We start from the raw sequence: 23,138 nt of genomic DNA on the forward strand, positions 1-23,138 counted from the left end.
GTAATGATTTTACGCAAGTCCAAGACTTGCCAACCGGAACGCCACAAGGCCAACAAACCACTATGTCAAACAACCCTACAAACAATAGCGCCGCTGCACAAGAGCAGACCGCTAAGCAAACGCTTTTTAACCAGCGTGATGACATTAATAACCCGCACACACTCGACACTGACGGTAATGAGCAAACGCATTTCGGTTATAAAACAGTCAATAAATCAGAAAAACAAGCACGTGTTGCCGACGTTTTTACCTCAGTCGCCAAAAAATATGACATTATGAATGACTTGATGTCTTTTGGTATTCATCGCCTATGGAAGCGTTATGCGATTAGCTTATCAGGCGTACGTGCGGGTCAGCATGTGCTCGATATCGCTGGCGGTACGGGTGACTTGGCCAAAGTCTTTAGCCGTGAAGTCGGTCGCAACGGTAAAGTCGTGTTATCTGATATCAATGCGGCAATGTTAGAAGTTGGTCGTGAGCGCTTGATTAATGCTGGCTGCAATAATGTCGATTTTGTACTTGCCAATGCGGAAACATTAGCACCATTTGATGACAATAGCTTTGATTTGCTTACCATTAGCTTTGGTTTGCGTAATGTCACGGACAAAGATGCTGCTCTAAAATCTATGTATCGCGTGCTGAAACCAGGTGGTCGCTTATTGATTCTAGAGTTCTCAAAACCTGTGTTTGAGCCATTGTCTAAAGCCTACGATTTATATTCATTTACCGCCTTACCGATTATGGGTAAGCTGATTGCTAATGATGCTGAAAGTTACCAATATTTGGCTGAATCGATTCGTATGCATCCTGATCAGCAAACGCTGAAGCAAATGATGCAACAAGCGGGCTTTGAAAATTGTGATTATCATAACCTTACTGCTGGTATCGTCGCCGTGCATCGTGGCTTTAAAGCATAACGATAAAAGAAAAATACTAACACCCAATAGTCGTAACCACTGACCCTGATAAACCATGCGCTTTTCTAAAGGCGCTCAATTAAATATGCGAGAGCCTTATGCTGACTGTGTTACTTTTGGCTGGTGCCGAAAAGCTGATTAACCTTGCCATTGCTAGCGATGAAATCACCAAATCAGGTCTAGCACCATTGGCTGGCAAAGTGTTACGGCTGAATATGAAGTCGCCTGAGATTGATTTGGATGTGTTATTCACCCATGAACGTTTGCGTTTTGAGCCCGTCACGACTGACAGTGTGTTTGAGCCAAGTGGCCGCATGAGTGAACGCCAAAAAGCGAGTATGGAGCGCGCACGTATCGGTCACAGTCGACCCGATTGTGTCATTACCGTAGACAACCCAGCCCAGCTGCTCAACCTGATGCGAGGCACTGAAGGTAACTTGCCTATCGCTGGTGACTATAAAGTGCTGATGCAACTGAAACAGTTGGTGGCAGGTTTTGACCCAGATGTCGCTGGTCAGTTAGAACCCTTCATTGGCAAACCCATGGCGAGTCAGTTGCATCTACTCATATCACAGCTGAAAGGCAGTTGGCGTCATAGTGCCAAACGTGCTTTTAATGATGTCAGCGACTGGGCGAATGATGTCGCAGGCAACAGTGTGCCTGATCCCATTGAACTGGAAGAAGTAAATGATCTTAAGCAGCAACTGTTAAAGCTGCGTGCTGATGTCGAACGTGAAGAGGCCAAACTTGCTGCTATTAAAATAGAGCAGGCAAAGTTTAAGAGCAATGAGTAGTCTTTTATTATTTTATAACGAATTTACTACTTGTTATCTTTTTCTATAATATTGCCCATTTTATCAATTATAAATTTTTGTTCATCTATAGTAACCGTAGCTAATCCATTTTTGAAGTCGGTGGCATAATCATACTTAAAAGATATTATTATGTCGTCTAACTTATTAATATAACCCCATTTATCGTCTATACTTGCTCTCGCTAAGCTCTCTGAAAATCTGAAAGCATATTGATATTTTGGAGAGATTACAACGTCTCCTTTTGTATCAACAAACCCAAACTTGTTGTTAGTTAATAAAGCGGCATAACCTTCTTGGAAGTCACCTAGTCCTTCAAATTTTGTGGGGATTACAACTTTGCCTACTCTATCAATAAAGCCCCACTTATCATTCAGCTTGACTGACCCAAAGCCTTCTGAGAACTTATCTGTTTGGTCATAAGTAAAAGGGACTACTATATTATTCGTTGAATCAATATACCCCATTTTCTTACCCTTTTTCGCCCCAGCTAATCCTTCTGAAAAAGGAGCAATATAATCATACTTAAAGGGAACAACGATCTCTCCCAAATTATTGATTACACCAGCTTTCCCTTTAAGATAAATGGATGCAAACCCTTCTGAAAAAAGAGGGATACGATCATACTTAAATGGGACAACGACTTCTCCTAAAGTATTGATTACACCAACTCTTCCTTTCAGATAAACAGAGGCTAAGCCTTCTGAAAACCTATGTCCATCATCGTAAATAAGCGGGATCGCCACCTCTCCCTTTTCATCTACAAATCCAACTTTTTGCGTTTTATCATCCATAACTATGGCACGCCCAGAATATAGACAATCTGTAGTCTCAAAAATCTCTTTTTCAGGTGAATCGCACTCAAACGCAAAAGCAGCGTGATTAATGAAAATCATTGACAAGAGTGGAAACCATAGTTTATTTATTTTCATTTTAAATCCTTATAGAAATTTTTGACAAACCCAATCTGTCCTAAATGAATAATATAAGGCTCAGCCATTCTTAAAATATCTTTACCATGATAGTATTACTTCTAAAATTTATCTAGTTTGATCATATCTTTTAAATTTACTTAGAGTAATTTTGCCCATGTTATTATCTCACCGTGCTCGACTGCTTGAGCTTTGGCGTATCGCCGCAATATATCGCATTGATACGCACTTTTCTATTGAAGAGGCGCCACAGCTGCAACCTTTAGCACGTTTAATTCGCTTGCATCCAGCCGCTTGGGGTAAAAAACATCAGCCAAACGCTATTAAATACGCACTTGAGGACATGGGTACGCTGTTTTTAAAATTAGGCCAACTACTGTCAACACGTCGTGATTTGGTACCGCCTGAGATTATTGCTCAACTGGTTCAGCTACAAGACAAGGTTAAACCATTTAACTCTGATGTGGCCATTACCCAAATCCAAGACCCTAAGCATGGTCTTGGGCAGTCTATTGGCACATTGTTCGCACGCTTTGATGTCAAACCGCTGGCGGCCGCCTCTATCGCCCAAGTACACACTGCCGCCCTGCATGATGGTCGTGAAGTCGTCATAAAGGTGGTTCGTCCCGATATCCGCACCACGATTGTTTCTGACTTTGAGCTACTACGTGAATTGGCAAGCTGGGCATCCGCTCGTATTGAAGCGGCGCGTGCCGTACATATTATCGATATTGTCGAGGATTATCGGCAAGTCATGCTTAACGAGCTAGATCTGACGTTAGAGGCAGACAATACCACCCAAATGCGCAATAACTTCTTGGGTTCAGCGTTAATGTATGTGCCTGAAGTCTACGATGCTGCCAAAAATGTGATGGTGATGGAACGTATTCAAGGCGTCCCTATTTCGCAAGTTGAGATGTTCGATCAGCTTGGCTATGACCGTGCAGCACTGGCAAAAAAAGGTCTAACAATATTTTTCACCCAAGTCTTTCGTGATAATTTCTTTCATGCTGATATGCATCCAGGCAATGTATTCGTAGAGACCCCGCCTGTGCAAACACTACATGCAGGTATGGCAGCGGTCGACTTGGGTCATGAGCCACGTTATATCGGACTTGATTGCGCCATCATGGGCACCTTATCAAAAGACGATCAGCTCATTGTCGCGAGGATGTTATTGGCAGTCATGAATAACAACTTTACCGCAATGGTTGATATCGTCAGCCGAGCTGGTTGGATACCACCAAATGCAGATAAGCATGCGTTGATGCGTGATATGAAACGTACCGTCGGCCCTATGCTACAAAAATCCATTAATGACATCGACTTTGCTGGCGTATTGATGCAGATTTTGGATATCGCACGTCGCCATCATATGAGTATCCCGCCGCAGCTGATGCTATTGCTGAAGACATTAGTACACGTTGAAGGCCTCGGTCGCGATTTATATCCTGATCTTGATATTTGGTCACTTGCCAAGCCCATTTTAAGCAGCTGGATCAAAGAACAGCTAGATCCGATGCGTAATCTACAGCAACTACGCCAGCAATTGCCTGAGATGTTACTGTCTACCACTGATATTCCCAAGTTACTAGATCAAGGCTTACAAAGTCTTGCCTCGCAAGGCTCACGTCAAGACAGCCAACTACGTGAAATACAGCAAATTCGCGCGGACATGCTTAATGATCGCCGCCGTGATTGGCTAGCACTTGCAGGCTTTGCTATTTTCATTGCCATTGCAACGCAAGTCATTGGTTGGCTATCACCTATATTTTATATACTGGCTATTTTGGTAGTTGTTTGGCGAATTTTAGCCTAGAGACCAACTTTATCTTTTACTTACTTAGTTCAGAAAGAGCCTCGTAACTCGAGACTCAAACAAAAAAATGCGCCTGCTTTTAATGAGAAGCAGGCGCATTTTTTATGCTAAATACTGAATACTGAATACTGAATACTGAATACTGAATACTGAATACTGAATACTGAATACTGAATACTATAACATTTGGTCAATCGCCATTTGAGTCAATACACGACCACGTGCGGTACGCAACACATAGCCTTGCTGAATTAAGTATGGCTCAATCACGTCCTCAAGTGTACCGCGATCCTCTGCCATAGCAGCTGCTACCGCTTCAACCCCTGCAGGACCCCCGTCAAAACGCTCATGTAGTATCTCAATATAACGTCTGTCTAAATGATCGAGACCACGTCTATCAACAGCTAGCATATCTAGCGCACTACCCGCAATCGCACCATTGATACTGCCATCGCCTCTGACCTCCGCATAATCGCGTACACGGCGTAGTAACCGATTGGCAATCCTTGGTGTGCCTCGGGCACGGCGCGCAATCTCCACCGCACCATCCTCACTCATAGGCACACGCATCAAGCGGGCGGCACGGCTAACAATCGTGGTCAGATCGGCGATATTATAAAACTCTAGCCGCTGTACAATGCCAAAGCGATCACGTAGTGGTGAGGTCAATAATCCTGCTCTGGTCGTTGCCGCAACCAAGGTAAACGGTGGTAAATCAAGCTTGATAGAACGTGCAGCTGGCCCTTCACCGATCATGATATCTAGCTGAAAATCTTCCATGGCTGGGTAAAGTATTTCTTCAATGACTGAACTCAGACGGTGAATCTCATCAATAAACAGGACATCACCCTCCTCCAAATTGGTCAGCATGGCTGCCAAATCACCTGGACGCTCGAGGACAGGCCCTGAGGTCGAGCGTAAGTTACCGCCCATTTCACGAGCAATGATATTGGCAAGCGTTGTTTTACCCAACCCTGGTGGACCAAAAATTAGCGTATGATCCAATGGCTCGCCACGACCGCGTGCCGCGCCAATAAAGACTTCCATCTGCTCACGCACCACCGGCTGACCGATATATTCAGCCAACAGTGCTGGTCGAATATTGGAATCAGGCGCATCCCCTGCGCCTTCTAACGGATTAATCAAACGATCTTGCATCATAGTTTTTATCATTATATTAAAAAATTAGGTAATAAATAGCATAACCAAACGCCACCTATAAGTCATGCAAAACATCAACAGTTATATACCAAAACGAAAATAAGCGACAATTAATGTCGCTTATTTGTTTGATACTGACTGATGTAACCATTAATAGCAGTAGGAGTAAAAACTACTTAAACGTTGATAGCTGCTGTAATGTGGCTTTTAACAATCCTTGTGTATCTGCAAAAATGTTACCGTTACTTTTGGCAGCTTTGATGGCTTGCTGAGCTTCTTTTTCTTTATAACCCAAACTAATCAGAGCGCCTTCTACTTCGGCGATGATATTGTCTTCGGCAGAAATCTCAGCTGGCTGCATAGCAAACTCTAAATTACTATTATCCACTTCGATATTTTTTAGCTTATCTTTTAGCTCAATTAATAACCGTTGCGCAGTCTTTTTGCCAATACCTGGAATACGAGTTAATGCGGTTTCAGAGTCTTGCTCGACGTGCATTTTTAGCTCAGCTGCTGACATTGCAGACAGCATCGCTAGTGCCATTTTTGCCCCAACACCGTTGATTTTAATCAACTGACGAAAGACATCACGCTCTTTACGGTCAATGAAACCATAGAGCAGCTGCGCATCTTCACGCACATGGAAATGCGTCCAAATGCTTGCCTGCTCATTGAGATGTAGCTGACAAAATGAAGGCAATGGCAGCTCAATATCATAACCCACACCAGAGGTCGTCATGATACAGGCGGTTGGTGCCATTAAGTATTGCACTTGTCCGGTAATCAATCCAATCATCACTTACTACCTCTTATATGGGCTATTATATAAATAACATCAGCTACCACTTTCTGTCTGCGACGCTTGTTCAAAAAAATAGCATTACTGGTAAAAACTCACCATACCTTCGAGGCTGGTTGGACGAATTTTATGCGCTTGACCTGCAGAGCCAAAAGCTTCAAAACGATTGGTGCAGATGTCTGACATTGCGACCATAGACGCTTTAAAGTATTTACGTGGATCAAACTCACTCGGATTTTCTGCAAGAAATTTGCGGATAGCACCTGTTGAGGCCAAGCGTAAATCGGTATCGATATTGACTTTACGTACTCCGTGCTTGATCGCTTCGACGATCTGCTCAACTGGCACACCATAAGTTTCGCCGATATCACCACCATTCTCATTGATGATTTTTAGCCATTCTTGTGGCACTGATGATGAACCATGCATCACCAAATGCGTGTTAGGAATACGAGCATGAATCTCTTTTACGCGCTCAATAGATAAGATGTCACCTGTAGGTGGACGCGTAAATTTATAAGCGCCATGGCTAGTACCAATAGCAATGGCTAGCGCGTCGACATTGGTGTCTTTTACAAATTGTTCGGCTTCGTCAGCACTGGTCAATAGTTGCTCATGATCCAATACGCCTTCAGCGCCAGAGCCATCTTCTTCGCCTGCCATACCAGTCTCAAGACTACCTAAACAACCGATTTCGCCTTCTACAGAAACACCGCAAGCATGTGCCATTTTGACGACTTCACGAGTAACGCTAGCATTGTAATCGTAATCCATTGGCGTTTTGCCATCTTCACCAAGCGAGCCGTCCATCATCACTGATGAAAAACCAAGCTGAATTGAACGCTGGCAAATCGCTGGTGACATACCATGATCTTGATGCATAACTACTGGAATATGTGGCCACTCTTCGATAGCGGCAATGATCAAATGACGCAAAAACGCTGACCCTGCATAGTTACGTGCGCCTGCGCTGGCTTGTACGATGACAGGTGAGTCACAAGCATCCGCAGCCATCATGATTGCACGCATTTGCTCTAAATTATTGACGTTATAAGCAGGAACACCATAGCTGTGTTCAGCGGCATGATCTAGAAGTTGACGTAAGGATATTAGGGCCATAAGACGCTCTCTGATTAGATTTTGAATAGTATTTAAAAAAGCTTTATAACGATCATCCCAATGTGCAGAAGACCATACTAACGGTATAGAAAGTAATAAAAGCCCAAAATATTTTGGGTGTGAACGCTACGCGGTGATTATAGCAAAAATTGTTCCGTCTTCGTAGCAGTTGCCCGACTATTTGTCAGTCTACACGTCCCTTCACGTGAGTTTGATTATTATCAACTATAACACTGACACACAACGCAAAAAGCCTTGGTAATCACCAAGGCTTTTCTAGTATTTTGAGGGCTTATAAAGCAACTATCAATTAAAGCAATTATCAATGCTCGCTACTCATTCAGTGCCTCGTCCTATCAATCGATAGCACGTCACCGAATCAATAACTGACTTGCTCAGTACGATTATTAGTACTGTTGCTCTGCTTCTACTGCGTTTTCACTGGCTTTATTTTCAACAGCAGATGCGCCATCGGCAACCACTTCAGCAGTATTGGCAACGGCTTCATTTGCGCCGACCACAACCGCTTCACCCGTGTTTTCTAGTGCATTTGTAGCGGCAACACCAGCAGTGTCAGCGCCTTCAGCAACTTCAGTACCAGCGTTTTGTGCGGCAACTTCAGCTTCAGCAGCAGCAGCTTCTGTTTCAACAGCAGCAGCGTCAGCGTTAGCAGCAGTGTCTTCAGCAGCAGAATCAGCAGCAGCTTCAGTTTTATCTTGTGTTTCTTGGCTACATGCAGTGATTGCAAAAGTACCAGCAAGTACGCTAGCAAGTAACAAATGACGTTTTAACATAATAAACCTCTCGTAAATAAAGCATGTCAAAATACATGGTTGCGCTATTCTATAGGCAGTAAATAAGACATGCAATAATAATTTTCAGTATAAAAACAAATAATTACTACTTGATAATAATTGATGACCAATTGCACTCATAGCTGTCAAATTAACAAGGTAAGAGAGCCAGTCACCATATTATTTTTATAGCCTACCTTAGATGATTGCGGTAAGTTGTACGCCTAATGTTACTGAACTGCTGAAAGTTGGTTAAATTATCGCGCTTCTATTTGCAGTGCGGCAACAGCTGGCAGCACTTTGCCTTCTACAAACTCTAAAAATGCACCGCCACCTGTTGACATGTAGCTCACGCCATCTGCAACTTGATATTTATCGATTGCTGCTAAAGTATCGCCACCACCAGCAATCGAAAAACCTTGACTGTTTTTGACCGCATTTGCCACGATTTGAGTGCCTTGACCGAAAGCATCCACTTCAAAAACACCCACTGGCCCATTCCACAAAATAGTCTTTGCATTGGTAATAGCATCAGCCAGTTGCTTGGCGCTTTCTGGAGCGATGTCCAATATCATGTCATTATCACCAATCGCATCAACCGACTTCGTAGTCGCAGTGGCTTTTTGTAATGAACCTGTAAAGTCAGCGAAATCGATCTCATTCTTATCGGCAACCACCACATACTCAGGCAGTAAAATCTCAGTTTTAGTCATAATCTCACGAGCGGTCTCAACCAAGTCCGCTTCATATAACGAAGCGCCGACACTGTGACCTTGCGCGGCTAGGAAGGTATTCGCGATACCGCCACCAACGATTATTTGCGTGCATACTTCTGCCAAGCTGTGCAAAACTTGCAATTTTGTAGAGACTTTTGAGCCACCAACAATAGCGAGCATGGGCTGCTCTGGGGTCTCAAGCGCGAGGCTCAAGGCATCAAGCTCAGCGGCTAATAGCGGCCCTGCGCACACTGTTTTATCTGCTTGACGCATTGCTTGAGTGACACCCTCAGTTGAGGCTTGCGCACGGTGCGCAGTGCCAAAGGCGTCCATCACAAACACATCACATAGCGATGCATATTTCTGTGCTAAGTCTGCATTATTTTTCTTCTCACCCGTATTAAAGCGCACATTTTCTAGTAGTACCACTTCACCTGCTTTAATTGCAACGCCTTCAGTCAGATAGTCATTGTTTAAACTAACTGGCGCTGCCAATTTGTCGCTTAAATAGTCAGCGACAGGTGCTAGAGAGTATATGGTTTCAGGGTTACCTTCAGTTGGACGTCCCAAGTGTGAACACACAATAACGGCAGCGCCTTTCTCTAGTGCCATTTTGATGGTAGGCAAGCTGGCCTGCAGGCGCGCATCACTCGTGACCTTACCGTCTCTAATAGGTACGTTCAAGTCTTCTCGAATCAATACCACTTTGTCCGTTAAGTTTAGCTCACTCATACGCAAAAAATTCATTACCTGCTCCTATGCATCATCTATTGTTAATCTACGGTGTGGCTTTTTACTAAATATCACTCAATGCTAAATATCACTGAATGACAGTTATCAAACTATTTAACCGCTTATTCTTACTAATGGTCTCATGAGACTAATCTAGCAAGAATCTGAGGCGGTGTATTCTAGCAGTTTTCTAACAAGCGCTCATAAAGAACCTATGATTAAATTTTACTAAGCAGGTTAAAAATAAGACAAACTTATTTAATTTTTATAAAAATCAGTAACATTTCGTGGTGGTACTCAGCAGTCAGGCTGTTTATGATGGCATTGATGTTTATCGTAAATATGAGCTTTACGATACAGCGCCTATTAATGATAATAATTAAGTTCAACAATAAAAATAACCCATTAGGAGAATACCATGAGTATCGATCTAGCCACTGCTAAACAGACTTTATTGAAGCTGAAAGACGAGTATGAAACTCGAATCGATAAAATCGAAGATCATATCCAAAATCCACAAGATGACCTCAATGAGCATTGGGAAGATCAAGCCATCTCTTATCGTCAAAACGATATGCGTAAAAATCTCATGGGTGAAGCACGACAAAGCCTAATCTATGTCGAAAATGCCTTGAGCCGTATCGAAAATGGAACTTATGGTGAATGTGAGGTATGTGGCAAACTGATTGAAGAAAAACGCTTGGAAGCACTGCCCTACGCCACCTTATGTATGGAACATGCAGAATAACGATTCATTTATACAATGCACTTATATTTTGAAATATCGATTTTATTTTGAAACATCGATTTCAAATTTAGAAATAAGTTATAAAGCAGGCGTCTGCCACGTACCAAGCGCCTGCTGCCATTGCTCACAACGCTCGGCTATTTGGTGTTCTGGCAAATCCATAATATCCCCAACTACTGCTACATAAGCAATCGGCAAACCTGCCAGCTCAATAACGTTTTCTGCCGTTAGACCGCCTATCACACATAACTCAATACCTTGCTGACACCCATCGACAAGCTCTCGACGCGAGATGACATCCGCATTAGGCTTGGTTGTAGACGCAAATACTGCGCCCATCGCGGCATAACTGGCGCCATCATCCTGCGCTTCTTTCACCAGCGCCACATCACCATGACAAGTGCGGCCAATAATCTGATTCGATAATAGACATTGCTTGGCCTCTCTGATATCGCCATCTTCTTGCCCCAAATGAACCCCAACACCAAGCTTTGCGGCCAGCTGAATATCATCATTGATGACGACTGGGACATTGTATGTCTTTGCCAAACGAACTATTTGTAGAGCTTCGTCATAGAGCTTGGATGCGCCATTGCTTAACGTCAATGTTTGCTTACGGCGGATTTGCAGTAAGGCAATAAAACCTGTGGCAAACGCTGTCTCTAATTTGCGGTATAGCAGCGCGAATTCATCATCATTGGTCAGCAAATATAACTTTGGGGCTAGTGTAGTAGTCGATGCTTGAGTCATATGGTTTTTCCTAGGGCGTGTTCTCAGTTTAAAAATGCAAATAAAAATTCAACACAATAAAAAAGCCGTTATATCACATAACAGCTTTTTTATACCTACTAAACCCATCCGCTTACACTGTACGGCGAGTTGCCAAACTGTTTAAAATATTTTTAGCATCACCCCAACGCGTGGCTGAGCTGTTCGCCCCTAAGATGACAATAATCGCAGGACGGTTATTCACACGCGTTTCCATTACCACACAACGACCTGCTTCATTAATAAAACCGGTTTTTGAGATGCCGATTGGATAATCACCTGAACGTACTAGACTACTGGTGTTGTTGGCTTTATAGGTACGGTTACCGGCTGAATAATTGGCCACGTAAAAGTCATAGCTCTTAGTCGTGGAGAAACGACGAATCACATCGTAGTTACCAGCAGCACGGACCATTTTTACCAAGTCATTTGATGAAGCAACGTTACGTTTATCGAGACCCGTTGGATCACCGAAATAAGCTGTCGTCATACCAAGCTCTTGTGACTTACGGTTCATCGCTCGTATAAAGGCATCATAGCCACCTGGATAGTTACGCGCTAGGCTTTTGGCAGCAGGGTTTTCAGATTTCATTAATGCCATTAACAGCATTTCAGCACGGTTCAGACGATCGCCTGATTTTAATCGCGAACTTGCACGCTTAGGACCGACGAAATCTTCAGGATCGAGGGTGATCTCTTCTCTCATATCGAGACCTGCATCCAACACCACCATTGCCGTCATTACCTTAGTAATACTCGCCATAGGACGGGCGACATCAGCGTTTTTCTCATAAATAGATTCACCAGTTTCGGCATCGATCACCGCCACACTACGAGAGTCGGTGCTGATCGGAATCATGCTACTGCTGCCAAAGCTCCCACGATAAGTAGTGTTATAGCTGTTGGTGTTATTGAAGCTGTTATTACTACTACCAAAACTACTGGTGTTGCTGTTAGTAATATTGGTAGTGCCATACCCATTATCGACTTTTTTGATGGCCGAGCCGTTAGACTTGTACATGATATTGCGCGCTTCGGACAAGCTATCGGCACCGCCCCAACTCATACGAGCACTCGATCCAGCATCAGCGCTACCATTAATTGTAAGTGCAGCTTGTGCAATACTGCCTAAACTCAATGAAATCATGGCAGCAACTAACTGCTGTTTGGTTAATGGTAAGTGCTTCATTCTTCCCCCTGCTGTCGCGATGCTGTTAATTAGCGAATCAGTTACATACTAATTAATAGCAACAACGTACGTAGCGTTTGTGGTTGTGTTTGTAGGTACTCACATAGAGTTTTTGTATTTTTAGTGTATCATGGTTTGCATTTAAGTTTAATGTACTAAATCAGTTAGATGGGCATTTTTTAACCTGCTTCAAATTTTGCTACATTTAAATTAGATTTTAGCAATATTAATTAACACTATAGCAATATATGATGAGAGTAGTAGTCATCAAATCAATGCGATATCATCCTATTATAAAATAATAAAAATCATTGTTGTGGTTAATAGATATACAGATTGGTTCAGATAGTTTAACGTTCACAATGCAACCTTCATTTTGATAGACAGCAAAGAGTACAACTATGATTCGAGTATTGGTAGTAGATGATCATGATTTGGTGCGGATGGGTATCAGCCGTATGTTGGCAGACAGTGCTGATATCGAAGTCATCGGTGAAGCTGACAGCGGCGACATGGCGATTAAACTGGCCAAACAGCTGCGCCCTGATGTGATTTTACTGGACGTTAATATGCCCAATATCGGTGGGCTTGAAGCAACCAAGCGCTTGATTCAGCTTGATCTGGGTATTAAAATTTTGGCCGTCAGTAGCATGTCGGCGCAACCGTATCCATCCATGCTGATCAAAGCGGGCGTCAATGGTTATATTACTAAAGGTACACCGCTTGATGAGATGATACGAGCGGTCAAAAAAATCTATCAAGGCGGTCGTTACTTTAGCCAAGATGTCGCTGAGCAGTTGGCTGATGTTCTCTTGTCAGATAACGCCAACTCACCTTTTGACCTATTAAGTGACCGCGAAAAGCAAGTAGCCATGATGGTGGTCAACTGCCAAAGCCCGCAGCAAATTGCTGATCAATTGTTCGTAAGTGTCAAAACCATCAACACTTATCGCTATCGCATTTATGAAAAAGTCGGCGTCGATAGTGACGTGAAATTGACTCATCTGGCTATCCGTCATGGTCTCATTCAACCGTAACCCCCTTCATACCTTTTTTATTACGGTCAATTTATGAAACTTGCGCTCAGAGCCGTCTCTGCCATCACCAATTACCTACAGCAAGATGAGACGCTGCCTCTACCACAGTTACGGCGGTTGGGACTGATCTATAGCAGTTATCGATTTATCGTCAGCGTATTTTTTATGTTGATGGTATATGTGACCGTCAAATCTGATAGTGGCTCATTATTACCAAGCTTATTGCAGCAAACAGCGCTTAGTTTCTACGTCATCATCAGTTTAATTTTGCTTGGCTTGTTTTATGTGGTGACTAAGAATCTGCGGCGCCAGCTGGCTTTCGGATTGGCATTAGACGTCATTATCTTGAGCCTTTTGCTTTATACCAATGGTGCCCCTGACTTACAGCTCACCATGCTTTATATGGTCGTCGTCGCGGCCAGTTTCATGCTACTGTACGGCTCGCAAGCACTTATCATCACTTTGCTTGCTATTATTTTCGTGATCTATCAGCAGTTTTTTTATGCCATCGCCAATAGCATGAGTTTAGCCAATTTAGGCGATGCCCTGCTGATGTCAGCAAGCTTTTTGGCGGTAGGGGTTTTGAGCTGGTCCATTTCCCAGCGCTTGGTACAAGTCGAGCAAGTCGCTGCAAATCAAGCCAAAGAAGTCGAACGACTGAACGTGATCAATCAAGAAGTCATCACCCAAATGGTCAATGGGGTCATCGTGATTGACAGACAGCATATTGTGTTAGCAAACCTAGCGGCTCATCAGCTACTCAGTATTCCCCACCCTCCGCTAGCGTCCATGCTTGATACATCCAGTCATTTAAGATATGAGAAAAACAACCCCGAAGCTACCCTTCTCGCCGACTTTCAGCAGCAGCTCAAAGAACAACATCTGCAACTTATTGATGCCTGTTTGTCCGTCTCTGAAGGGCTGTCACGCAGTTTTGTTTATGAATTACCTGCGGTAGCAAATGCCTCTGTCGTTGGTAAGCTGCGGGTACAAATTATCCCCTTAAAAGATAATAGCAAACTGATCATGCTAGAAGATTTGCGCCGTGAGCAAGCCAGCGCTCAACAGTTAAAACTGGCATCGCTTGGGCAATTGACCGCAAGTATTGCCCATGAAATCAGAAATCCGCTTGCGGCTATCTCACAGGCCAGTCAACTATTGATGGAGGATGTCGTAGAAAGTGAGAGGAACAAAGCAGCAGAGCACAGTACTATCAGTTCTACTGCCGACCATACAACAGCGATGACAGAGCCTGCAAATACTTATATGACGGGCAATCACGAACTGTATGAAATGATATTTTCGCAAACCAAACGCGTAAACCGTATTATTGAAGATATCTTAAAACTATCGCGCCAGCAGGTAGCCCGTCAGCAATCAATTCTATTGGCTGATTGGCTACCACTGTTTTTGGACAATTATTTTCGAGACCATGACATTTTTTTGCGTATATACACCAATCCCACCATCTCGTTCGACATGCACCAATTGGAACAAGTATTAATTAATTTGATCAATAATGGTCTGCGTCATAGTAGCTACGCTCACCCTCATGCTTTTGTGGAAATTGAGATTTACTGTGCTGATAACGATGTTATAATTGATATTTTAGATGATGGATTGGGCGTTAGTAGCAATGATTTACAGCATTTATTCAATCCATTCTTTACCACCGACGAAGCTGGAACGGGTTTAGGATTGTATTTATCGCAGGCGTTCTGTGAAGCCAATCAAGCCCGTTTACTCTATATTCCTGAACACCAAAAGACTTGCTTTCGCTTGATTGCCCCTGCTATCGACACCGATGGTCACGATGCTGATAAACGGCTTACTGAAGACCAGTAGCTTCTATAAAAGAGAAGGGTTGTTTGATAAAAGCATGTTGATTATCACCCTTACTAGGGCGTGTCCTCAATTAGCACATGGATACATTTAGTGGTCTTAAAATGGCTAAATTTTGCCAAAAATCGTCAGAAATCTTGTCAATATGTTCATATTTACGGCAATTTCTTCCTTGTTTGGCTGCAATTTTCCTCATTTTAAGCCTCACAATCTAAATGATGACACGCCCTAGATAAGACAGATTGAACCCTATTTTTAAATTTTCAGCCATTGAACACAATGAGATAACGTATGACAGTAACCGCGCTAGTCGTTGATGATGAAGTAGATTTGTGCCGCTTGATGCAAATCACCCTAACCAAGATGGGCATCAAAAGCGATGTGGCTTATACATTATCGCAAGCACGCGCCTACTGGCAGCAAAACGACTATGACTTTTGTCTGACAGATCTTAAATTACCCGATGGCTCAGGTCTAGAGTTGGTCAAAGACATCAGCAACAGCTCTAGTACACCGATCGCCGTGATTACTGCCCATGGTAGTATGGATTTGGCTATCGAAGCGTTAAAGCTGGGTGCTTTTGACTTCGTTAATAAACCGCTTGAGTTGCCACGCTTACGCCAATTAGTCGAAAATGCACTAAAGGTTATTCACCAAAATAACGAAGCAGAAGCCGCGCCTGAATGTTCACCTGAGCAGCAGATGTTGGATAGCCGTTTAATCGGTGATTCTGCCGTCATGCATCCCCTTAAAAACACCATTTTAAAATTGGCACGCTCACAAGCGCCAGTTTTTTTATCGGGTGCGTCCGGAACAGGTAAAGAGGTGGTTGCCAAGCTGATTCATGATTTAAGCCCACGTCGAGATGGCAGTTTTGTACCGGTGAACTGCGGAGCAATCCCTTCCGAGCTGATGGAGTCGGAATTTTTTGGCCATAAAAAAGGCAGCTTTACGGGAGCGGTCGCTGATAAGCAAGGTCTGTTCCAACAAGCCAACGGTGGGACTTTATTTTTGGATGAAGTGGCAGATTTGCCCTTGGCAATGCAAGTCAAATTACTACGCGCCATTCAAGAAAAAACCGTGCGTGCTATCGGTGATACCAAAGAGCTGCCTGTCGATATCCGTATCTTATCCGCGACCCACAAAGACTTGAACCAATTGGTACAAGGCGGACTGTTTCGGCAAGATTTGTATTACCGCATTAACGTGATTGAACTAAAACTGCCCACGCTTAATGCGCGGCGTGATGATATTCCTGTCTTAGCAAAGCATTTTTTAGCACTGATCGAAAAAGAGTGGCAGTTGGACACCCCGCCCTCATTGACAGCAGCGGCTTGCGAGCGCTTGCAGCATCACGATTTTGCTGGTAATGTTCGTGAGCTACGCAACTTACTCGAACGCGCCGTGACATTGGCGGAAACGTACACCATTGACGTCAGTCATCTGGGTCTAGCAGAGCTTGATACTCATCAAGAGATTAATACTCAACAAAGTCAAAATACCAACGCAACCAGTCATAAAGTGCCTACTCCCAACCCATCTAATTATAAAGAAGACAACCAGCCAGCAATCGCATCCGTAATTAACAAAGAGGAAATTGGTCAAACCTCGACGGTTAAGCAATCTGAGCAAGCAAAGACCAATCTACATCCTTATCGTACGATTACGCAGCACTACCCTTCCACGATTCAGCGGTCGATGGCCGATAGCAGTGAACCAGACCGTAGCCCCATCTCTTCTATAGAGCAGGAATTAACAACCAGTCATACGACTCATGACGAGCAAACAAGGTCAAAAGAGGATTTTCAAAGCCAGTTGTTGCCTGCCAAAGGTCTAGAACACTATCTGCAAGAGCAAGAAAAAAACCTGATTATTACTGCACTTAAACAAACAGGCTGGAACAAAACCCAAGCCGCTGAACTGTTAGGAACGACGTTTCGCTCTTTACGTTATCGTATGAAAAAGCTCGATATTGCTGAAGATCAGGCCGATTGATTTTAAGGTCTGTAGATTTAAACATAATACATCATCAATTTTGAGCATAATAATGGTGCTGGGCAATTAGAGTACGCTTAGCGCTATCATTACCTATTTACTTTTCGTCTATCTGCTTTTCGTCTGTCTGATCTTCGTCTGTCTGATCTTCTAGCGTATTATCCTCTACAGCTGAATTTCTCACAAAGCGAATACCCGAAGCGAGCGCTTTTGCCCTGAGTAAATCAAGCGCCTGCTGCTCCCATGTATTCTCATTACCCAGTAGAGCCACGTCAGGCTCAACCCCGATACCATCTATCTTATTGCCAGCCGCCGTCACATAATTGGCAACGGTTAACTTAACGGCCTGTTCGTCATTCACAGGTATCACCGACTGTACCGAGCCTTTGCCATAGCTCACCTCACCGACGATAGTGGCGCGTTTTTGCGCTTGCAAGCTGCTTGCTAATACTTCTGCAGCTGAGGCAGAATAACGGTTTTGCAATACCACTACGGGCAATGGCTTGAGTATTGCAGCACCTTGGGTCGATAAAACACGAGAGTCATCTTTCCGGCCTTTCACTTGTACCACATCAGTGTCCGCCATAAACAAACTAGCCACACTCACCGCTGAGGTTAAAACACCACCTGGATTATCACGCATGTCTAACAAAATACCGGATATCGGTGCTTCTAAGCTAATAAGACCTTGCAGCAGCTTTTCACGACTGTTGTTTTGAAAAGCTGGCAATTTCATCACCGCCATACCATCAACAAGCCGAGTCTCAATGACTTGCGGATGGTTATTGTTACGCTGTAAAGTCGTGGTATGTTTGCGGCGACCCGCTTTAGAAGTCACAATATCCACTTGTGTACCCGCAATACCGGTTAAAAGCTGTTCAACATCATTAGTTTGTCTGTCGTCATCTAATTTGAATTCATCAACTTGATGCAGATAATCGCCGACTGCGATGCCTTTTTTATCCGCAGGTGAGTCATCAAGAACCTCTGTGACGACCCAATAGCCAGCTTTTGGTCGATAGACCACCTTGATACCAATATCGCCGACATCCCCTTCGGTAAAAGCGCGTAGATTTTCGTAGGCCTCAGCATCCAAAAATTCAGCGTGGCTATCGAGCTTGGTCAACATGCCACTCATCGCATTATTAAATAACTCTTCGTCATTGACCGTGTCTACATATTCACGGCGTACCAAATCTATGACCGCAACAAACGTTTTTAGAGTTTCAGGAGAGATAGCATTCAGTGACACTTGGCCCACTTCAGCAGGGATATCCGTATTGATATCGTCTGCCTCATCGGTCAAAGCACTTTCATCTGCAACGCTGTCTATCGCATCATCAGACGCGTCAGCAGCATCCAACATATCGGCAATATCAGACAAATTATCTGCACCGTTTTCTGCCGATATCTCATCAGCATCGAGACTGATAAGCTGTAGGCTGGCCGTTGGGCTGCTTTCATTATTTGTCGCAGCCTGTGCTTGCATGCCAACAACATTCAACCCTATGAGACTGGCCATGAGTACGGGTTTAAATACGGTCGACGTTATCAATGCGGTCATCGTTGATGGTTTTTCTAGTCGTTTAGACACCGACGAACGTATAAGACAGATGGGATGCATAAAAACTCACCTAGATAAAAAGAAAACATGCAAAGTTATTATATGGCAATTGATGAATAATATCTTGTAAAGTAGCATCAAGATCACAGCCAAGACTAGGGTAATATTGCAAGTAATACCAAACCCAACAAGTACGATTAGCTGTGTCAAACTCGTTTTGTCTACAATGCGTAGCACTTATACTCGTTTTCCTTGCTACTCTAATTTTTGTGAATGGTATAAGTTAAAAACCTATCCTAAAAAAAGGAAGGAGCATAGATACTCTTCCCTTTATCTTTCATTCGCTGACTGCTTCAGCTGTGCTTATGACATTATCATAGCCAGCATGCGAAAGTGTCAGAATGACTGAATCACGATACTGGAATCAATAGGTTTTCACCCGTCATTTCTTCTGGCGCAGTGATATTCATCAATGACAAGATGGTCGGTGCGATATCGCTAAGCTTACCGCCACTACGCACTTGTACTTTTTGCTCACCAATATAAATCAGAGGCACATGCTCGGTCGTATGTTGGGTATGTACCTGTCCGCTTTCGTAGTCTTGCATTTGCTCAACATTGCCATGATCAGCGGTAATGAGCATATCGCCGCCAGCTGCTCGTACTGCCGATTCAATGCGGCCAACACAGACATCTAAAGCCTCTACCGCTTGCACGGCTGCTTCAAAGATACCGGTATGCCCTACCATATCACCGTTGGCATAATTGACGATTAGCACATCATACTTGCCCGACTCAATAGCAGCCACCAACTTATCGGTCACTTCAGGAGCGCTCATTTCTGGCTGCAAGTCATAAGTGGCGACATCTGGCGACGGCACAAGAATACGTGTCTCACCTTTATACTCTGCTTCGCGGCCACCACTAAAGAAAAACGTCACGTGCGCGTATTTTTCAGTTTCGGCAATACGCAGTTGCGTTTTACCTTGCGCTTGCAAATATTCACCCAGCGTATTGGTCAAAGACGTTGGGTAATAAGCAATACTGGTCTTCGGGCTATCCGCTAAAATATCTGAATACTTGGTCAACATAACAAACGCCGCCAGTTTTGGCTGTTTATGACGGGCAAAACCTGAAAACTCATGATTTGGCAGCACAAACGCTTGCGCTAGCTCACGAGCACGGTCGGCACGGAAATTCATAAAGATAAGTGCATCATTATCATCGACGGTATAGGGCGTGTCGCCGCTCTCAATCACGGTAGTCGGATTGATAAACTCATCAGTTTCGCGGGCTTTGTAGGCGGCTTGAACAGCACCATCAGCACGGGTAGATAGACGATCGGCTTTACCTTCCGTAATAAGCTCATAGGCCTTCTGTACTCGATCCCAGCGATTGTCACGATCCATCGCATAATAGCGACCGATAATACTGGCAATCTGTACGCGACCTTCATAATGGGCGTTAAGTTTATTCAAATATTCACGCAAACGATTGATGTATTTATCAGCAGATTTAGGCGGCGTATCACGACCATCTAAAAAACAATGAACAAAGACGTTTTTGGCACCGTGAACCAATGCCGAATGACACATTCCTTCGATATGGTCTTGATGCGAATGCACGCCACCATCAGAGAGCAAGCCCATAATATGAACATTACCCCCTTTTTCGTTAGCCGCTTTGACAGCATCGACCAAGGCTTCGTTTTTATAGAACTCGCGATTGGCAAGCTCACTTGAGATACGGGTTGAGTCTTGATATAGCACACGACCAGCACCTAGGTTCATATGGCCCACTTCAGAATTACCAAACTGACCATCTGGCAAACCAACATCCTCACCCGACGCAGAAATTAATCCATGCGGATATTTCTGATAGATCTTATCTAGATTCGGCATATTAGCCGCAGCAATGGCATTATCCTTGTCTTCTTCACGATGACCAAAGCCGTCCAATATCATTAAGACATGCGGTGTTTTTTTATGCTGTGCGCTATCTTGCTTGCTATCAAGCTGCGCCTGATTGTCGTCAATAGATTCAGATTGTTGCTGGGTACTGGTCATAGATTACCGCTCCTCAAGTGAATGAACGCCTATACTGCTATATTAGGATGTCGAAAGTTGTCTATATTAGCATACATCTTGAAATTGCTGAAAAACTGCGCGTTTATCCTGCTATTTCAATGCTTTCGACCCTTTTTTTCTGTTATTTATTTTATGGAAATGGTTGCTATTATTGCTGCACTTTTCTAAAAAGACGTATTAATCTGTAAACCGAGCTTGCAATCAGCTATGCCATTAGTTAAGATAAATCTATTCTGAAGTGTTGGCTAGTAGATGTTTATTCCCTGAGCCGATAATGCTTTACCAGGATGTGGTACCTATTGCTTCATTGTGTATGCCTGCACCGCTTGCGGTGTATCAGGAAACCTGCAGAGGCAGTGACGCATCCGCCCTGAACTTCACGGTTCATGGGTCACCATCTTACGGCGGCACTTCGGTTGTTATATTCGGTTAGTCATGTCTCTATTTATATTCACTAGGTTTATTAATAACCCATAAGTTTATAAGAGATTCATAATAACCAACAAAAAGCCCCTCTCGTCAATGACGTAAGGGGCTTTTTTTATGTCAGTTTTTCGCTATTTTTATTCATCATTAGCAGATTTGGTAATCTTTTTGACATCTTTAGGAATGTTTTTAGCAGTCCCGTCAACGGTTGTATGCTGCTTGAACACATCCCCAAATGGGTTTTGTTGTTGTTGACCGAACGGGTTTTGGCCATTAATACCACCGCCAGCGCCACCAAATGGATTTTGTCCACCCATACCGCCTGCGCCGCCGAATGGGTTTTGACCGCCGCCCATCTGTTTGGCCATCATCTCCATCATTTTTTGCTGGTTGTTCATGACGTAATTATTAGCAAAGTCTTTAAGCTTCTTTTGCACAGGCGGTAACACCACAAGCAGTGCAAGCAAATCGCTAAGCACACCTGGAATAAGTAGCAAAATACCAGCCGCTGCCATGGCCACACTTTTAAGCATGGTCGACTCTTGTGGGCGCATCGCTGGGTTCATCATGCCGCCCGCTTTCATTTGCTGAGCCATCGGATTGAGTGCTGCCATACCTTTACGAATAAGGGTGATACCGATAACTGCGGCGATAATAAACCACATGAATACCCACCAACCGCTCATAAACTGGGCAATTAAATACCACAGTAGCATCTCGATAATAAACCAAACGATGGCAATACCAACTATCTGACCCATAAAGTGTCATCCTATAAAATAAAAACCAATAAATTGAGCGCCATACAAATTAAGATGGCTAACATATGATGTATATGGGGATTGATTGCTATACTATCAAACTTAAGGCGTATTTTTAAGCCATATAGTCGGGGCAATATAATTTGGATACAAGGAAGATGAGTAAAAGTACTACGAGTAGTAGGCTAAGCGAGTCTGACACCGTATCCGATTTATATAAGATTGAATATAAAACAAAATGTAAGTAAGACGGAATACTATGGCAATTATTATCGGGATTGACCCAGGCTCACGTATGACGGGTTATGGTATCGTGCAACAAACGGGCGATAAGCTAACCTATATTGATGCGGGTACCATTCGTACGGATACCAAAGAGATGCCTGAACGCCTAAAGCGCATCTTTAATGGCTTGACGCGTATCACCCAGCATCATCTAAAATATGCAGAAGAGCCGATTTATACCGCAATTGAGCAAGTATTTATGGCAGAAAACCCAGATTCTGCGCTGAAACTTGGGCAAGCACGAGGCGCAGCCATCGCCGCGATGGTGGCACTGGATTTGGAAGTATCAGAATATACCGCACGCCAGATCAAGCAAGCTGTGTGCGGTTATGGTGCCGCAGCTAAAGAGCAAGTACAAGAAATGGTCTGCCGGATACTGTCTTTAGATGTCGTGCCACAACAAGATGCTGCTGATGGTCTTGCCTGCGCTATTTGTCATGCGCACTCAAGCCATTCAATGAACAAGTTGCTCCTAAATAGCGCCATGCGTGGACGCGGTGCGTCTAAGAAAAAAGGTCGCTGGCGTTTGACGGAAGAAGATTTAGGTAATTTACGATAAGATAAGAAGCCAAAATACAGCAAACAACCATAAAAAAAACACGCAACCAAATGGCGCGTGTTTTTTGTTTCAACCA

General features: G+C 43.6%; 19 protein-coding genes and 1 other RNA gene. 9 read left to right on the plus strand and 11 right to left on the minus strand.

Annotation, left to right across the window (positions count from 1 at the left end; translation table 11 throughout):
- Window positions 1–62 precede the first annotated feature (62 nt).
- Window positions 63–917: a bifunctional demethylmenaquinone methyltransferase/2-methoxy-6-polyprenyl-1,4-benzoquinol methylase UbiE gene (gene ubiE, locus ACTQ9T_RS10125; protein WP_413191366.1), complete on the plus strand. Its 855-nt coding sequence runs from the start codon at window positions 63–65 to the stop codon at window positions 915–917.
- A 98-nt stretch (window positions 918–1,015) separates the two neighbouring features.
- On the plus strand, window positions 1,016–1,711 hold the full coding sequence (locus ACTQ9T_RS10130; RefSeq protein ID WP_440464973.1) for a ubiquinone biosynthesis accessory factor UbiJ: 696 nt from the start codon (window positions 1,016–1,018) through the stop codon (window positions 1,709–1,711).
- Window positions 1,712–1,737: 26 nt separating this feature from the next.
- Here ACTQ9T_RS10130 and ACTQ9T_RS10135 read toward each other — a convergent pair whose 3' ends face one another.
- Entirely contained in the window at window positions 1,738–2,661 is a 924-nt protein-coding gene (locus ACTQ9T_RS10135) for a WG repeat-containing protein (RefSeq protein ID WP_201616648.1), read from the minus strand.
- Between the two features lie 157 nt (window positions 2,662–2,818).
- Here ACTQ9T_RS10135 and ACTQ9T_RS10140 point away from each other — a divergent pair, with 157 nt between their 5' ends.
- A complete protein-coding gene (locus tag ACTQ9T_RS10140) occupies window positions 2,819–4,480 on the plus strand; it encodes an ABC1 kinase family protein (protein WP_189584272.1) in 1,662 nt (553 codons plus the stop codon).
- Between the two features lie 177 nt (window positions 4,481–4,657).
- Here ACTQ9T_RS10140 and ruvB read toward each other — a convergent pair whose 3' ends face one another.
- The 5 genes from ruvB to ACTQ9T_RS10165 form a co-directional block, all read right to left on the minus strand.
- Entirely contained in the window at window positions 4,658–5,638 is a 981-nt protein-coding gene (gene ruvB, locus ACTQ9T_RS10145; RefSeq protein WP_026037210.1) for a Holliday junction branch migration DNA helicase RuvB, read from the minus strand.
- Between the two features lie 175 nt (window positions 5,639–5,813).
- Window positions 5,814–6,437: a Holliday junction branch migration protein RuvA gene (ruvA, locus tag ACTQ9T_RS10150; protein ID WP_210541426.1), complete on the minus strand. Its 624-nt coding sequence runs from the start codon at window positions 6,435–6,437 to the stop codon at window positions 5,814–5,816.
- An 84-nt stretch (window positions 6,438–6,521) separates the two neighbouring features.
- On the minus strand, window positions 6,522–7,559 hold the full coding sequence (gene fba / locus ACTQ9T_RS10155; protein WP_210541427.1) for a class II fructose-bisphosphate aldolase: 1,038 nt from the start codon (window positions 7,557–7,559) through the stop codon (window positions 6,522–6,524).
- Between the two features lie 407 nt (window positions 7,560–7,966).
- The gene (locus tag ACTQ9T_RS10160) at window positions 7,967–8,353 is read right to left on the minus strand and encodes a hypothetical protein (RefSeq protein WP_240215807.1); all 387 of its coding nucleotides are present in this window, start codon (window positions 8,351–8,353) and stop codon (window positions 7,967–7,969) included.
- Between the two features lie 257 nt (window positions 8,354–8,610).
- The gene (locus ACTQ9T_RS10165; protein WP_440464974.1) at window positions 8,611–9,816 is read right to left on the minus strand and encodes a phosphoglycerate kinase; all 1,206 of its coding nucleotides are present in this window, start codon (window positions 9,814–9,816) and stop codon (window positions 8,611–8,613) included.
- A 403-nt stretch (window positions 9,817–10,219) separates the two neighbouring features.
- Here ACTQ9T_RS10165 and ACTQ9T_RS10170 point away from each other — a divergent pair, with 403 nt between their 5' ends.
- On the plus strand, window positions 10,220–10,549 hold the full coding sequence (locus ACTQ9T_RS10170; protein WP_194620186.1) for a TraR/DksA family transcriptional regulator: 330 nt from the start codon (window positions 10,220–10,222) through the stop codon (window positions 10,547–10,549).
- 78 nt (window positions 10,550–10,627) lie between these two features.
- On the opposite strand, the gene ACTQ9T_RS10175 is transcribed toward ACTQ9T_RS10170, so the two are convergent.
- Together ACTQ9T_RS10175 and ACTQ9T_RS10180 are read right to left on the minus strand one after the other, a co-directional pair.
- Window positions 10,628–11,299, minus strand: coding sequence for a thiamine phosphate synthase (locus ACTQ9T_RS10175; protein WP_440464975.1), 672 nt, complete (start codon window positions 11,297–11,299; stop codon window positions 10,628–10,630).
- Window positions 11,300–11,411: 112 nt separating this feature from the next.
- The gene (locus tag ACTQ9T_RS10180) at window positions 11,412–12,506 is read right to left on the minus strand and encodes a serine hydrolase (RefSeq protein WP_010199283.1); all 1,095 of its coding nucleotides are present in this window, start codon (window positions 12,504–12,506) and stop codon (window positions 11,412–11,414) included.
- 401 nt (window positions 12,507–12,907) lie between these two features.
- Here ACTQ9T_RS10180 and ACTQ9T_RS10185 point away from each other — a divergent pair, with 401 nt between their 5' ends.
- From ACTQ9T_RS10185 to ACTQ9T_RS10195, 3 genes are all read left to right on the plus strand, one after another.
- Window positions 12,908–13,543: a response regulator gene (locus tag ACTQ9T_RS10185; protein WP_010199282.1), complete on the plus strand. Its 636-nt coding sequence runs from the start codon at window positions 12,908–12,910 to the stop codon at window positions 13,541–13,543.
- Window positions 13,544–13,576: 33 nt separating this feature from the next.
- Window positions 13,577–15,388: a sensor histidine kinase gene (locus ACTQ9T_RS10190; protein ID WP_440464976.1), complete on the plus strand. Its 1,812-nt coding sequence runs from the start codon at window positions 13,577–13,579 to the stop codon at window positions 15,386–15,388.
- A 288-nt stretch (window positions 15,389–15,676) separates the two neighbouring features.
- Window positions 15,677–17,380, plus strand: coding sequence for a sigma-54-dependent transcriptional regulator (locus ACTQ9T_RS10195; protein WP_440464977.1), 1,704 nt, complete (start codon window positions 15,677–15,679; stop codon window positions 17,378–17,380).
- Between the two features lie 97 nt (window positions 17,381–17,477).
- Here ACTQ9T_RS10195 and ACTQ9T_RS10200 read toward each other — a convergent pair whose 3' ends face one another.
- Together ACTQ9T_RS10200 and gpmI are read right to left on the minus strand one after the other, a co-directional pair.
- Window positions 17,478–19,004 carry a S41 family peptidase gene (locus ACTQ9T_RS10200; RefSeq protein WP_440464978.1) on the minus strand — a complete coding sequence of 509 codons (1,527 nt, stop codon included), beginning with the start codon at window positions 19,002–19,004 and terminating at the stop codon, window positions 17,478–17,480.
- A 350-nt stretch (window positions 19,005–19,354) separates the two neighbouring features.
- The gene (gene gpmI, locus ACTQ9T_RS10205; RefSeq protein WP_440464979.1) at window positions 19,355–21,010 is read right to left on the minus strand and encodes a 2,3-bisphosphoglycerate-independent phosphoglycerate mutase; all 1,656 of its coding nucleotides are present in this window, start codon (window positions 21,008–21,010) and stop codon (window positions 19,355–19,357) included.
- A 248-nt stretch (window positions 21,011–21,258) separates the two neighbouring features.
- Here gpmI and ssrS point away from each other — a divergent pair.
- A non-coding RNA gene (gene ssrS, locus ACTQ9T_RS10210) (6S RNA) lies at window positions 21,259–21,454 on the plus strand.
- Between the two features lie 140 nt (window positions 21,455–21,594).
- Here the strand turns inward: ssrS and ACTQ9T_RS10215 are convergent.
- Window positions 21,595–22,218 carry an FxsA family protein gene (locus ACTQ9T_RS10215; RefSeq protein WP_201593050.1) on the minus strand — a complete coding sequence of 208 codons (624 nt, stop codon included), beginning with the start codon at window positions 22,216–22,218 and terminating at the stop codon, window positions 21,595–21,597.
- Window positions 22,219–22,477: 259 nt separating this feature from the next.
- Here ACTQ9T_RS10215 and ruvC point away from each other — a divergent pair, with 259 nt between their 5' ends.
- Entirely contained in the window at window positions 22,478–23,062 is a 585-nt protein-coding gene (gene ruvC / locus ACTQ9T_RS10220; RefSeq protein ID WP_010199263.1) for a crossover junction endodeoxyribonuclease RuvC, read from the plus strand.
- Window positions 23,063–23,138 lie beyond the last annotated feature (76 nt).

The sequence above is a fragment of the Psychrobacter sp. ASPA161_6 genome (assembly GCF_051970285.1).
Lineage (GTDB): Bacteria > Pseudomonadota > Gammaproteobacteria > Pseudomonadales > Moraxellaceae > Psychrobacter > Psychrobacter glaciei.

What these genes read in the sequence shown, in the direction of transcription:
- ubiE (WP_413191366.1), top strand. Translation starts at nt 63, where the DNA reads ATGTCAAACAACCCTACAAACAATAGCGCCGCTGCACAAGAGCAGACC.
- ACTQ9T_RS10130 (WP_440464973.1), top strand. Translation starts at nt 1,016, where the DNA reads ATGCTGACTGTGTTACTTTTGGCTGGTGCCGAAAAGCTGATTAACCTT.
- ACTQ9T_RS10135 (WP_201616648.1), bottom strand. Translation starts at nt 2,661, where the DNA reads ATGAAAATAAATAAACTATGGTTTCCACTCTTGTCAATGATTTTCATT.
- ACTQ9T_RS10140 (WP_189584272.1), top strand. Translation starts at nt 2,819, where the DNA reads ATGTTATTATCTCACCGTGCTCGACTGCTTGAGCTTTGGCGTATCGCC.
- ruvB (WP_026037210.1), bottom strand. Translation starts at nt 5,638, where the DNA reads ATGCAAGATCGTTTGATTAATCCGTTAGAAGGCGCAGGGGATGCGCCT.
- ruvA (WP_210541426.1), bottom strand. Translation starts at nt 6,437, where the DNA reads ATGATTGGATTGATTACCGGACAAGTGCAATACTTAATGGCACCAACC.
- fba (WP_210541427.1), bottom strand. Translation starts at nt 7,559, where the DNA reads ATGGCCCTAATATCCTTACGTCAACTTCTAGATCATGCCGCTGAACAC.
- ACTQ9T_RS10160 (WP_240215807.1), bottom strand. Translation starts at nt 8,353, where the DNA reads ATGTTAAAACGTCATTTGTTACTTGCTAGCGTACTTGCTGGTACTTTT.
- ACTQ9T_RS10165 (WP_440464974.1), bottom strand. Translation starts at nt 9,816, where the DNA reads ATGAATTTTTTGCGTATGAGTGAGCTAAACTTAACGGACAAAGTGGTA.
- ACTQ9T_RS10170 (WP_194620186.1), top strand. Translation starts at nt 10,220, where the DNA reads ATGAGTATCGATCTAGCCACTGCTAAACAGACTTTATTGAAGCTGAAA.
- ACTQ9T_RS10175 (WP_440464975.1), bottom strand. Translation starts at nt 11,299, where the DNA reads ATGACTCAAGCATCGACTACTACACTAGCCCCAAAGTTATATTTGCTG.
- ACTQ9T_RS10180 (WP_010199283.1), bottom strand. Translation starts at nt 12,506, where the DNA reads ATGAAGCACTTACCATTAACCAAACAGCAGTTAGTTGCTGCCATGATT.
- ACTQ9T_RS10185 (WP_010199282.1), top strand. Translation starts at nt 12,908, where the DNA reads ATGATTCGAGTATTGGTAGTAGATGATCATGATTTGGTGCGGATGGGT.
- ACTQ9T_RS10190 (WP_440464976.1), top strand. Translation starts at nt 13,577, where the DNA reads ATGAAACTTGCGCTCAGAGCCGTCTCTGCCATCACCAATTACCTACAG.
- ACTQ9T_RS10195 (WP_440464977.1), top strand. Translation starts at nt 15,677, where the DNA reads ATGACAGTAACCGCGCTAGTCGTTGATGATGAAGTAGATTTGTGCCGC.
- ACTQ9T_RS10200 (WP_440464978.1), bottom strand. Translation starts at nt 19,004, where the DNA reads ATGCATCCCATCTGTCTTATACGTTCGTCGGTGTCTAAACGACTAGAA.
- gpmI (WP_440464979.1), bottom strand. Translation starts at nt 21,010, where the DNA reads ATGACCAGTACCCAGCAACAATCTGAATCTATTGACGACAATCAGGCG.
- ACTQ9T_RS10215 (WP_201593050.1), bottom strand. Translation starts at nt 22,218, where the DNA reads ATGGGTCAGATAGTTGGTATTGCCATCGTTTGGTTTATTATCGAGATG.
- ruvC (WP_010199263.1), top strand. Translation starts at nt 22,478, where the DNA reads ATGGCAATTATTATCGGGATTGACCCAGGCTCACGTATGACGGGTTAT.